This is a genomic window from Pseudoalteromonas sp. APC 3893, assembly GCF_030408095.1.
GTDB lineage: Bacteria > Pseudomonadota > Gammaproteobacteria > Enterobacterales > Alteromonadaceae > Pseudoalteromonas.
Map to the genome: position 1 here is coordinate 1 of NZ_JASDCD010000015.1, position 12,039 is coordinate 12,039.

Here is a 12,039-nt window from a genome sequence, read left to right on the forward strand (position 1 = left end):
AGGGTTGAATCAAAGTTCAACAGTAAACAAAGCGACTTCTTGTCGCACCTAAGCGTTTATACCACAATGCAAAACCCGTTTTATCCCAGTAAACCAACTTGAGTTTATCTTTCGCTTTGTTGCAAAATAAAAATAAAGCGCCGGTATAGGCATCACGTTCAAGCTCACCTTCAACGATTGCGACCAAACCATCAATGGATTTTCGAAAATCCACGGCATCGCGGTGTAAGTAAATATGCTCAGGTTCAACAAACATTTTCATCAGGCAAGCTCGCGTAACAATTGGCTAAGGTAAGATACGGGTGTTGTGGGTGGTAAGCTAACGTTTGCTTTGCCGATAGCAAGAGTGATCGGCGGTTGTTGCTCAGTGATATCAAGGTGTTTAGTCACTTTAGCGCGAACAAAACTCCCTGATGATTGATTAAGCTTACTTCGCGCGGCATAAAAAGTTGTTTTTGATAAAGCATGTTGTTGGCAAAATTCAGTGATAGTTAAATCGCTGGCTTATTGTTCTTCGATAATGTTACGCCACTGCTCAAGGCTACGTGTTTTTCTCATGGCTATCTCCTAATTGAAATTAGGAGATAGCTTAATTGTTTTGATGAGAGACTGGCAGGTGCATTTTGCTAGACGCTTACAACTATATCCCTCTCTCGTAAATGCGTAACTGAGGGTAATGTAAAATCGTAACTGATAGTTATTTTCTCTCGGTCTGACCGTGTTATCGTCAATTACTAATGCACAGACTCGGTGGGGTTAACCTTGCTACTTTAAAAAATTATTTCGCATAATCACAGCCTGATACTCTTTTTCTGAGTGTAATAGTGCCGAAATTAGACGGGCGTTTTTAGCGGTCAACGTAACAGTGGCTCGTTTAAACCCTCGTCGTTCAACAAGGTCTGGAATTCCCATAGAAACACTTCTATAAATCCCATATTTATTCATAAAGGTTTTTAAAGCCTTTATGGGAGCAATTTATCAATTCACAAAGTAATTTATCTAAAACTAATCTTACTTAAATTTAGACAATTCTAAAGCTGCTGCGAATTCTCAATTTAAGTGGCGCTGGCCACAAATAAAAACAATTATCAGTTTTATGCAATTATTAATTGCGAACCGTTTACGTTTAGATTAATATACAAGCTCAAATCTAATTGAGAGTGTTTTTCATTTATGTATATCTGTTTATGTCACGGTGTGACAGATAAAAAAATTGAACAAACAATTGACGAAGGTGCCACTACGATGCGTGAGCTGAGTAAAGAGCTGAAAGTCGGAAGTCAGTGTGGCAAGTGCTGCTGCTGTACTAAAAAGATCCTCAATCGTAAACTTATTGAAATTGCGGATATTACAGATCAAGTTGCTTAAAGTTGTTGTTTGAGCTTTCTTTGAAAAAATAACGCATAAAAAAAAGCAGCCTAGGCTGCTTTTTTAGTAATAACGAAAAGTTACATTTGTGATTGAAGGTAGTTTTCAATACCTGTGCTCTTAATTAGCAACTGCTGTGTTTCAAGCCAATCAATTTGTTCTTCTTGCTCGTTTAAAATGTTGTCTAGCGCTTCACGGCTAATATAATCTTTTTTGCTTTCGGCAAGTTTGATTGCATCTTTTAAATCATCAAGCGTGTCTAGCTCAAAACTCATATTTGCATTAATCATTTCTTCGCTGTTTTCACCAATGCGTAAACGACCAAGATCTTGAAGGTTAGGTAAGCCTTCTAAAAATAAAATACGCTCAATTAAACGGTCGGCGTTTTTCATTTTTTGGATTGATACTTTGTAGTCGGCCTTATCTAAAACACTAAAACCAAAATCTTTAAACATACGTGCATGTAAAAAGTATTGGTTGATACCAACTAATTCATTCGCTAAAACTTTATTTAGTGCTGCTATAACGTCTTTATCGCCTTTCATGCTTTAGCTCCTATTCACCCATTTGTGATTGATGATAGTTTTGGCTACCAATTTTATCGATTAGGCCAAGTTGTTGCTCTAACCAATAAACATGATCTTCTTCTGTATCAAATAACAGCTTTTCAAGAATTTCACGTGATTGATAATCTTTTTCTTGTTCACATACTGCAATAACTTCTTTAACACACTCAACAACTTCTAGCTCAAGTGTTAAATCGTTTTGCATCATGCTTTTTACGTCGTGACCAATAATTAGGTCGCGGCGTTTAGTCATGTTTGGTACACCTTCGAGGAATAAAATGCGTTTGATCAGCCAATCAGCGTGATCTTTTTCTTCTTCCATTTCATGATTTAAGCGAGCATAAAGTTTATCTAAACCCCAATCATCATACATGCGAGAGTGGATGAAATACTGATCAATTGCAGCAAGTTCATTGGCTAACAACTTATTAAAGCTGTCGATAACTTTTTGATTACCTTTCATAACGGTGGCCTTTTATAAAACTCAATGTCGCTAGTGTAGTATAAAAATCAGCAATTGCAAGTTTTTCCTTTATAAATCAGGTGGTTACTATTGATTGTGATTCTCGTTTAAGTTTGCATTGTTGGTTGCTTTATGAACAGATTGTTATTTATATTTGTGGTACAAGGTTTAAGTTGAAATGCTAAGAAAGGTCTCGTTCATTGCGCAGGGCAATGAACGAGTTGCATAGTATTTAAAATTGGTATTTAACACCCAGGGTTGCAGTTGTACCAAGGCCTTTAATATTGTAACCGCCATAAGTATACGATTGTGCGCGGGCAGGGAAGTAGTCTTCATTAAATAAATTTTCAATTCCCATAAATCCTTGCCAATTGGCAGCAAATTGATATTGGCCACTTAAGTTAAATACGTTGTAGCTTTCTATTGGCCCTTGATCGCCAACATATTTACCATCATCACCTGCCTCAAAGCGTTTTCTATCGCCGACATAGAGATAGCTTAATGTAAGAGACAAATCATCACTTGGTTGCCAATTAATGTTTGCAGTTGCTTTTGGTGGGCTGATTTGCCTTGAGCCCAAATAAGTATCGGCTTGTGTATCTTTGCCTTCAACATAACTGTACGTAGCGAGTAATTTCACGCTTGGTGTTACAGTGTAGTCTACAACTGTTTCATAGCCCCAAATCTCTTGTGGCGCACGCACAGGCTCATACACACCGGTTACTTCGTTAAATGAGTTGGTAGTGCCAAACTCTGATGTACTACGATAAGCAGCTACTTCAATGCGTAGGTTTTCAAATTGCGAGTTAAAGCCAATTTCATAGTTATCAATGATTGACGCTTGGGTTTGGATAAGGCCTATATCATTCACTGTTGCAGCGCGTAGTAAACGGCCTACATCTGAGATATCAGAACCTTGCGAATAACTAAAGAATGGGCTGAATTTTTCATCTAGGTTATATTTAATACCCACGTTATAGGTTGTGGCGTCATATTCTATGGTGTCACCTTTTACGTTAATAGGCACCGAGCATTGTGTTGCTGTTTTGCATAGCTTGAGAGTACGGTAATCATCAACAGTTAAATCGATAGACTCCTGACGAACGCCAGCTTTTACAATTAAATCATCTGCAATCACCCATTTGGTTTGTAAAAAGCCTGCAATGCTTTTCATATCCATTTCTGGTACCCAAACTCGGCCATCAACAAGCGGTTGTGATGTCACATCATTTAATGCATCAATACCATAAATGAATGAAGCTTCAATTGAGTCAAAGTCTACTTGAGTATTAAATGTTGCACGTGCGCCTTTTTTATCTGAACTAATTATAGATTGGCCGCCATCGTAGTTTTCATCCGGGTTAGCAAGACTGGGTGAGAAGAAAAATACGTTTTCAATATCTTGCATATACAAGTCTAGGGTCATTTGGGTGTTTTCAAATAACGCATAGTCGGTGTATTTTAAGGTTATATTTTCGTTTCCTTCTGGGCCTTGAGGTTTCCCTTGCTTTTGCAGTTCCGGTGGGACGTGAATTGCGTAAGTTTTTTCACCTAAGCTGATATCGCCCGGTACATCACCTAAGTCAGTTTTTTGCTGTGAACTAAAATAGTTATAGCTAAACTGTAGTTGTTTTTCATCATCAAAATCATAGCCAAGCTTGGTAAAGTAATTTTGTGTAACGGCATCTGATAAACCATATTGCAAACCAAGAATGTCACCATCAGCATCGCGTTGTACGCCATTTTCTTCATAGCTTGCAGTTACTAAATAGCTAAGTTTGTCAGCGCGGCCATTTATCGCTGCTGAGAGTCTTGCACCAGCGCTTTCTTCTAATTTTACTGCGCTAAAGCGGCTTGATAAGCTAATTTCACCTTGGGCTTTGCCATCTGTTCTAGCCTGTTTGGTGATGTAGTTAATGATACCGCCTGACGCACCGTTACCGTAAATAGAGGTTGCACCTTTAATGACTTCTATTCTGCTAATTGCACTAGGGTCGAGCGTTTTTACCCCTAAGGAGCCGTTTCTCAGCGGGGTAGATTGCGGCACGCCGTCAATCATTACAAGCGGGGCGCGGCCGCGCAAAGATTGCCCTGTATTACTTGAGCTGCCCGTATCAGGCGCAAGACCTGGTACCATTTGCGCGAGCAAACTTTGCAGCTCAGGGTTTACTTTTAAGTGCTCTTCAATTTGTTTTTGGTTGATTATAGTAATGGATGCAGGTACTTCATCTATGCTTTCGAAAATACGGCTACCAGAGACTACAACTCGCTCCATTTGCTCTTCTGTAAGTTGATTTTTATTGATTGATTCGTCAGCAAATAATGAGGTACTTACCGTTAGAGCTAGCAAGGTTAAAGGCGTTTTGAACATGAAAATCCTTAAATTTAATGGGAGGTGTGTCTAATGGGCGATATGGTAAATGTAAAGAACTGTAAAGGCAAGGTTAATGATAATTGTTTTTATTGGGTTGTTCGGTGGATGTATTAATGGCTGTTTGTTGTCATGTATTATTACTATTTATAGCCTCCGATAACAAAGCTGAAACATTTACTGCATTGTGTAGCTTTTACAGTGAAGGCTGATAAAGAATACGCCAGTAAACAATATTAAACATTTTATTTGTTCGTTTTAATTGTATTATTTTTATTTTATAACCTTATAAATCAATGCTTTATTTTTGTTGGTGTTAGGTGGGATGTACCTTTGTTCTCAGTATACTTATTTATTGATAGTCGGTATTTTTTTTGCACATATTTTATTGCGACGGTTAGTTTTTGAAGATCGAGCTCTGGCTAACAGCGCAATTAAGCTTTTTATTCACTTGGAGGTGTAAGTCATGGCTACTTCGTTAAATAATGAAGAATTTGCAACAAAAATAGCTGGTATATTTGATACTAAGGAGCAAGCAGACAATGCTTTTTCAAGCTTATGCGAAGACACGGAGTTTGAATTGAGTAATATCGAAATTATTTCAGCACATGATCAACGCTTTGATGAAAAAATAGAGCCTGAAGATAAAAACATAGGGAAGACCTTGCTCAAAACTCACCTTTTGTTTGCTGTATTAGGTCTTGTTGCTGGGCTAATAATAAGCAGTGTATTTTTATTCATTGATGTTGAATTTATGCAAAGTTTTGTACTAGAAACTTACGCAGGTGTAAGCACTGTATGTATTTTTATTGCGTTGCTGGTAGCAGGGTTTGTGTCAATTCGCCCAGATCATGACCCATTAATTAATGAGGTAAGAAAAGCAACTAACTTGGGCAAGTGGGCACTTGTTGTTCACACTGACTCACATAAAAAAGGAGATAAGGCTAAGGAGTTAATCAAGCCATTTGCCACTAATGTGACGGCAACATTTTAATCATAATGATGTTAAATGCTGTATTAGCGGTAGTGCCTTTTATACCAAAAGTACAGACCTGACAAGGTAAAAAACAATGGCAATAACGCTATTAATAGCCAAAGTAGCTGTACTAAAGAGCCAGCAAAATCACCAATATGAAATTTATATTTAAAGTTCCAAGCTTGAGTGGTTAAGTTGGCTTTTGATGCATCATATGTTTGCAGTACTTGGCCTGTGTATTGATTTGCCCAAACCCAGCTGTAAGCATGACTCTCGCCAGGGTTTTTAACCCTCAGAGCGAGTGGTTCTGAGGCTAGCTTAGGGAAATAAATACGAAACAGATCGCTTTGTGGAAACGCACTTAAAGCATTTTTTAAAGCTAGCACAAAATTATCAGAATTCGCCTGTGCTGGCACTGTGAGAATCGGTGGTTTCGGCCTTGATTCAACGCTGTTTTGTGTAGTGAATTCTAGTACGGCTTTAGTTTGATCTTTCCAGTTGAATGCCATTCCTGTAAAAGCGATTAAAATTAACACTAAAAAGAAATACATCCCCAAAACTGTATGCAGTTGATAAAGTAAAATACGAAGTTTAGCTTTGGGTTTAATGACTAAACGCTTCAAACGATTTTTTGGTTTTATCCACAAATACACGCCAATTAACATATTGATAATGAAAATGAGTGCAGATATTGATACCCAGTTTCTAAGGGGTCTTTTACCGTCATTGTCTTGGTAAAGCAACCAGCGATGCAACGACATGGTAAAGCCATAAAGTGTACTGTAAAAATCGTATGTAAGGAGTATTTCACCTGTATAAGGGTTCACACTGGCATATTGTTTATCAGCTAGTTGTATTTGCCAGGCATATTCACGGTTTTGCTCTGGCATAAGTAATCTGAGATCTTGTTGGGTATGTAATCTGATTGTGTTGATAAGTTCAGGGTACGCCAATACTGCGGCTTTTGGCTCTACAGTCCATAATGCGGGGTTAATTAGGCGTTGTATATCTTTAGCGTAAATTAAAATTGCACCTGTAACGCTTAAACATATTAGAAATAATCCACTTATCAACGTAAGTAGTAAATGAGTACGACGTAACCACAGTTTCAACAGCTCACCTGACAGGTATTAAAGTTAACAGCAGGTGATGAGTATAAATGATAATAAGTGCGTTATTCAATATATAGCTACGGTTATGGTATTGCCTAGGCTGTTACATTGATCACCAGAGACAGTTAGGAAATCTCTGAAATGCATACAATAAGGCTTTGCCGCTCAAATAAGATCTGTTATTGTTTAGGCCGTTCAGACTGTTAGGTAATTTTGTTTTTGAAGCATTTAGTGGTGTTACTTTTAGCTCTATTGTTAATTCAACCAATGTTGGATAGCTTTGATGTGGCTGATTATAACGGCGCTATCAAACAGGCTTCTACTTTATTGATACAACAATCTGAATTAGATGCACATTGTATCAAAAGTGATGATCATAATACCCATCAGGCTGATCATCTTCAGCTTGCAAATGCACTTGCTGATGCGCTAGAAGATAGTCATTGTCATGTTTGCCATGTGTCTGCACTTTTTAGTCATATATGGCATTACTCTGTTTCTGCAATTGAAAACGAATCCATTAGCTTGGCAGATATTCGCTTTAAGTCGCGCCTTATTGTTCCAGATTTAAGACCTCCTATCCCTTCACTAATAAGTTAAAAAATTCGACCTAATTGGTCATTAATTTATTAGTTTAAGAATTTATCAAACCTTTATTAACCTGTAAGTAGTTACCGTGTTTATGATGCAATGCTTGGTATAAAATGCTTGCGAATGCGCATAAACTCACTGCTCTGTCGGGTTGTTTTAAAGCTATTGAAGATTCTTTGTTATGGGAAGCCCAAGATGAAGCAAATCTATTTTATTACGTTATTTATTATTTTTTCTATTTACCCTATGAGCAAAGCGGTAGGCGCTGTTGCTATAAAAGCTGAGCAAAACAAGCAGCACCAGCATGAAGAAGGTGATGGGCATGGCTCTGAGGCGAAAACCGAAGGGCTTAGCTTAACGCAAGAACAATTGAATATGGCTGATATACAAATAGCGCCGTTGGCAAAGCAGTTTTATCAGTCTCAAATTTATGCGCCAGGGGAAATCAAAGCTAACGGATACACGAGTTATTTATTGTCACCGCGCGTTGATTCTATTGTGGTAAAACGCCATGCCACGTTAGGGCAACATATAGCTAAAGGTGCGCCACTGGTGACTTTATTTAGCGCGGATGTAGCCACTGCACAAACGAATTACCGCTTAGCGCAAGCACAATGGCAACGGTTAAAAAAGATGGCCCCAGGTACTGTGAGTGAAAAAGACGCGTTAACCGCTAAGGCTGAATACGAAGTGGCTTATAGCCAGCTTGCAGCGTTTGGTTTGATCCAAAAAGATATTGAGCAATCAATACAGATACCTCCCGAAAAGCTGGGTGAATACACCTTATATGCTCAGACTTTCGGCGTCATTTTAAGTGATGACTTTGCTCAAGGGCAACGGGTTGATTCCGGTGCACAATTAATGTTGATTGCTGATGAGGGTAATCTTTGGGTTGAAGCTCAATTATCAGCAAATCAAACAGTAGAAATAGCTAAAGGCGCTCATGTACAAATTAAAGTTAATGGCAAGCGTTACCCTGCAACCGTGTCACAAGAAGCACACACAATTAACCAAGTTACCCGCTCTAGAATCGTCAGATTAAATGTTGAAAATAGTTTGCACCAGTTGCATCCAGGTATGTTTAGCGATGTGTATTTTTCGTTTCCTACTGCAGAGCAAGTGTTGGCAGTGCCAGAGCAAGCATTAGTGAGAACCGCGGATGGCGATTGGGCGGTATTCGTAGTCAACGGCGAAGGTGAGTTTGTTGCAACTGAAGTAGAGCTTGGTGTTAAGTTTATCGGGTTACAACAAATTAAAGGGCTTACAGAGGGAACCAAAGTGGTGACTCAAGGGGCATTTTTTGTCGCATCAGAGCAAGCTAAAGGCGGCTTTGATCCGCATAACCATTAGGATCGACGACTATGTTTGATAAAATAGTGAATGCCGCTGTTAAGAATCGATTAATTGTGCTTTTAGCATTGTGTATCGTGGTTGCGATGAGCCTTGTGGTGATCCCAAAATTAAACCTTGATGCGTTTCCTGATGTTACAAATGTTCAAGTGGCTATAAATACTGAAGCACCGGGTTTAGCGGCTGTTGAAGTTGAGCAATTGATCACCTACCCCATTGAAGCTGTGATGTATGCCTTACCCGATGTTGAGCAAGTAAGGTCAATATCAAAAACCGGTTTATCTGGTGTGACAGTGGTATTTAAGGAAGGTGTCGATATTTACTTTGCTAGGCAGTTAGTGTTCGAGCGTTTGCAAGCAGCAAAGGAGCTAATCCCTGAAGGAGTAGGTCTACCAGAAATGGGGCCAAATACCTCAGGCTTAGGGCAAGTGTATCAATATCTGTTATCAGCTTCTGCGCAGTCCGGTATTGATACTATGGCACTACGCAGTATCAATGACTGGATTGTAAAGCTATTACTGTTACCTGTTGATGGTGTTACCGAAGTTTTGTCATTTGGTGGCGATGTACGTCAGTACCAAGTTAATTTAAATCCAAATAAATTACTTGCTTATAAGCTGACTCAACAACAGGTTGTGACAGCACTTGAACAAAACAATACGAACGTGGGTGGTTGGTATATGAATCGCGGCCAAGAGCAATTGGTGATCCGCGGTACGGGCTGGTTCAATGCAGGCAACCGAGGCTTGCAAGAAATTGCACAAACGCCTTTAAAATCAATTAATGGTTCTGTGGTTACTATCAGTGATGTAGCGCAAGTAGCATTGGGTAGTGAGATCCGCCAAGGTGCGGCAACCATGAGCAAAAAAGATGCACAAGGTAACGTGACTACACTTGGAGAAGTCGTTACTGGCGTGGTGTTAAAACGCATAGGAGCAAATACTAAGCAAACCATTGATGGTATTAATTCTCGTGTTGACTTAATTAATCAGGCACTACCTGATGGCATATTGTTCGAGCCACTTTACGACCAAGCCGATTTGATCAGCAAAGCGGTTGATACAGTCGTGGATGCATTGTTATTGGCGTTTGTGTTTATTGTGGTGGTGTTAGCACTGTTTTTAATGAATTTACGGGCCACTTTATTGGTTCTCTTATCAATACCCATCTCAATAGGTTTAGCGTTATGTGTGATGGCATGGTTAGGGCTATCTGCAAATTTAATGTCATTAGGTGGCATTGCTGTTGCAATTGGTATGTTGGTTGATGGCTCTGTAGTAATGGTAGAGAATATCTTTCGCCATTTAACGCAATCAAACAGTCAATCACTTAAATTTAGTGAACGAATTAAATTAGCTGCGCAAGAAGTAGCTCGCCCAGTCTTTTTTGCCGCGCTGATTATACTTGTGGTATTTATGCCGTTGTTTAGTTTTGAAGGTGTTGAAGCAAAACTATTTCAGCCGATGGCAGTGAGTATTATGTTGGCGATTATCGCTGCGGTCGTTGTGGCCCTTGTAATTGTGCCTGCACTGGCGGTGTACTTGTTTGCTAATGGTGTTACGTTGCGTCGTAGTGTGGTGTTAGAGCCTTTAGATAAAGCATATAAGTTTTGTTTAAGCTGGGCTGTGTCTTCGCGTAAAATTGTTATTACATTAGCCGGTGCATTAGTACTCGTTGCGGCTTTATTAATCCCAAAGCTTGGAACAGAGTTTGTGCCTGAACTTGAGGAGGGTACTATTAATTTGCGCGTTACACTAGCACCTTCTGCGAGTTTAGAGACCGCATTAGCCGTTGCGCCAAAACTTGAAGCCATCTTATTGCAATTTCCTGAGGTAGAATATGCGTTGAGCCGTATTGGCCGCCCCGAAGTGGGAGGCGATCCTGAGCCGGTTAATAATATAGAAATTTACCTCGGACTGAAACCTGTTAATGAGTGGCGTTCAGCCTCAAATCGAGCACAACTACAAGTATTGATGGAGCAAAAGCTAGAACAGTTCCCAGGCTTGTTGTTTAATTTTTCACAGCCAATAGCGACCCGTGTGGATGAGTTGCTATCTGGCGTTAAGGCACAGTTGGCAATTAAATTGTTTGGGGCAGATTTAGATGTATTAGTCAGTAAAGGGCAAGCCATTGAGCAGGCAGTAAAAAGTGTTACAGGAGCAAAAGACGTCGCAATGGAACAAATTGCGGGTGAGGCACAATTGGTTATTAAACCTGACCGCTTAGTACTATCGCGTTATGGTTTATCGGTTGGTGATTTAATGTTGGTGGTGCAAGATGGAATTGGCGGCACAGCTGCAGGGCAAATTATAAATGCTAACGAACGCTATGATATTTATGTAAGGATGGCAAAGCAATTTCGTAATACGCCAGAGGCTATCGCTGATTTACGCCTAGCATCACCGTCAGGCGCCTTAGTACGGATAGGCGATGTGGCAACCGTAAATATCGAGTCCGGTCCACCCCAAGTACGCCGTGATGACGTACAAAGACGTGTTGTGATCCAAGCGAATGTGCAAGGACGAGATATGGGTTCCGTGGTGGCTGATATCCGTACTGCTATTACCGAGCAGGTTGAGTTACCACCAGGTTATGGTGTAAATATTGGTGGGCAATTTGAAAACCAGCAGCGCGCTCAGCAGCGCTTATCTATTGTTGTACCTCTCTCTTTGGCGTTAATAGCTTTACTGCTTTATTTTGCGTTTGGCTCTATAGGCCAAGCCTTACTTATTTTGGTTAATGTACCACTAGCCGTTATTGGTGGAGTGGTTGCTCTTTATATCTCAGGGCAATATTTATCAGTGCCGAGCTCCGTAGGCTTTATAACCTTGTTTGGTGTTGCAGTGTTAAATGGTGTAGTGATGGTTGAGAGTATTAATAACCGTGTTAAAAGCGGTGATAGCTTAGATACTGCTGCATTTAACGGGGCATTATCACGGCTACGCCCGGTATTAATGACGGCCCTTACTTCTGCTTTAGGTTTAATTCCGATGTTGATGTCAACTGGTATTGGCGCTGAAATTCAAAAACCATTAGCCACGGTGATTGTAGGCGGGTTATTTACAGCAACATTTTTAACGCTATTTGTGCTGCCCACACTTTATCCAAAATTTAGTAAACACTTAATCGAGCAGGTAAATAGCAGGGAGCTTTAATCTTTCATTATTGTGCACTAAATATCACTGGGTATAAACTTGCGTCCTGTGGTATTTAGTGCATTATTAATAAGATATAAATGGAAC

At 39.7% G+C, this 12,039-nt stretch carries 10 protein-coding genes; 5 read left to right on the forward strand and 5 right to left on the reverse strand.

Annotated elements, in window-relative coordinates:
* Positions 1 to 16: 16 nt before the first annotated feature.
* A complete protein-coding gene (tnpB, locus tag QMA12_RS15490; protein WP_290210561.1) occupies positions 17 to 262 on the reverse strand; it encodes an IS66 family insertion sequence element accessory protein TnpB in 246 nt (81 codons plus the stop codon).
* A 911-nt stretch (positions 263 to 1,173) separates the two neighbouring features.
* Here tnpB and QMA12_RS15495 point away from each other — a divergent pair.
* Positions 1,174 to 1,368 (forward strand): (2Fe-2S)-binding protein, encoded by a 195-nt coding sequence (locus tag QMA12_RS15495; RefSeq protein WP_087531593.1) that lies wholly within the window; start codon positions 1,174 to 1,176, stop codon positions 1,366 to 1,368.
* An 80-nt stretch (positions 1,369 to 1,448) separates the two neighbouring features.
* Here the strand turns inward: QMA12_RS15495 and bfr (QMA12_RS15500) are convergent, their stop codons facing one another.
* The 3 genes from bfr (QMA12_RS15500) to QMA12_RS15510 all read right to left on the reverse strand — a co-directional run bounded on the left by bfr (QMA12_RS15500) (position 1,449) and on the right by QMA12_RS15510 (position 4,768).
* Positions 1,449 to 1,913: a bacterioferritin gene (bfr, locus tag QMA12_RS15500; RefSeq protein WP_087531592.1), complete on the reverse strand. Its 465-nt coding sequence runs from the start codon at positions 1,911 to 1,913 to the stop codon at positions 1,449 to 1,451.
* A gap of 10 nt (positions 1,914 to 1,923) precedes the next feature.
* Positions 1,924 to 2,397: a bacterioferritin gene (bfr, locus tag QMA12_RS15505; RefSeq protein ID WP_290210563.1), complete on the reverse strand. Its 474-nt coding sequence runs from the start codon at positions 2,395 to 2,397 to the stop codon at positions 1,924 to 1,926.
* A 232-nt stretch (positions 2,398 to 2,629) separates the two neighbouring features.
* On the reverse strand, positions 2,630 to 4,768 hold the full coding sequence (locus tag QMA12_RS15510; protein ID WP_290210564.1) for a TonB-dependent receptor: 2,139 nt from the start codon (positions 4,766 to 4,768) through the stop codon (positions 2,630 to 2,632).
* A gap of 466 nt (positions 4,769 to 5,234) precedes the next feature.
* On the opposite strand from QMA12_RS15510, the gene QMA12_RS15515 reads away from it, so the two are divergent.
* Entirely contained in the window at positions 5,235 to 5,762 is a 528-nt protein-coding gene (locus tag QMA12_RS15515) for a hypothetical protein (protein WP_290210565.1), read from the forward strand.
* A 23-nt stretch (positions 5,763 to 5,785) separates the two neighbouring features.
* On the opposite strand, the gene QMA12_RS15520 is transcribed toward QMA12_RS15515, so the two are convergent.
* Positions 5,786 to 6,856: a PepSY-associated TM helix domain-containing protein gene (locus QMA12_RS15520; RefSeq protein WP_290210566.1), complete on the reverse strand. Its 1,071-nt coding sequence runs from the start codon at positions 6,854 to 6,856 to the stop codon at positions 5,786 to 5,788.
* A 219-nt stretch (positions 6,857 to 7,075) separates the two neighbouring features.
* Here QMA12_RS15520 and QMA12_RS15525 point away from each other — a divergent pair, with 219 nt between their 5' ends.
* From QMA12_RS15525 to QMA12_RS15535, 3 genes are all read left to right on the forward strand, one after another.
* On the forward strand, positions 7,076 to 7,456 hold the full coding sequence (locus tag QMA12_RS15525; RefSeq protein ID WP_290210567.1) for a hypothetical protein: 381 nt from the start codon (positions 7,076 to 7,078) through the stop codon (positions 7,454 to 7,456).
* A 186-nt stretch (positions 7,457 to 7,642) separates the two neighbouring features.
* Complete coding sequence (locus QMA12_RS15530; protein WP_290210568.1) at positions 7,643 to 8,797, forward strand: efflux RND transporter periplasmic adaptor subunit; 1,155 nt, start codon at positions 7,643 to 7,645, stop codon at positions 8,795 to 8,797.
* Between the two features lie 11 nt (positions 8,798 to 8,808).
* Entirely contained in the window at positions 8,809 to 11,952 is a 3,144-nt protein-coding gene (locus tag QMA12_RS15535) for a CusA/CzcA family heavy metal efflux RND transporter (protein ID WP_290210569.1), read from the forward strand.
* The last annotated feature ends 87 nt before the right edge of the window (positions 11,953 to 12,039 follow it).

Coding starts and splice junctions, on each gene's coding strand:
- tnpB (WP_290210561.1), bottom strand. CDS start 262: ATGAAAATGTTTGTTGAACCTGAGCATATTTACTTACACCGCGATGCC.
- QMA12_RS15495 (WP_087531593.1), top strand. CDS start 1,174: ATGTATATCTGTTTATGTCACGGTGTGACAGATAAAAAAATTGAACAA.
- bfr (WP_087531592.1), bottom strand. CDS start 1,913: ATGAAAGGCGATAAAGACGTTATAGCAGCACTAAATAAAGTTTTAGCG.
- bfr (WP_290210563.1), bottom strand. CDS start 2,397: ATGAAAGGTAATCAAAAAGTTATCGACAGCTTTAATAAGTTGTTAGCC.
- QMA12_RS15510 (WP_290210564.1), bottom strand. CDS start 4,768: ATGTTCAAAACGCCTTTAACCTTGCTAGCTCTAACGGTAAGTACCTCA.
- QMA12_RS15515 (WP_290210565.1), top strand. CDS start 5,235: ATGGCTACTTCGTTAAATAATGAAGAATTTGCAACAAAAATAGCTGGT.
- QMA12_RS15530 (WP_290210568.1), top strand. CDS start 7,643: ATGAAGCAAATCTATTTTATTACGTTATTTATTATTTTTTCTATTTAC.
- QMA12_RS15535 (WP_290210569.1), top strand. CDS start 8,809: ATGTTTGATAAAATAGTGAATGCCGCTGTTAAGAATCGATTAATTGTG.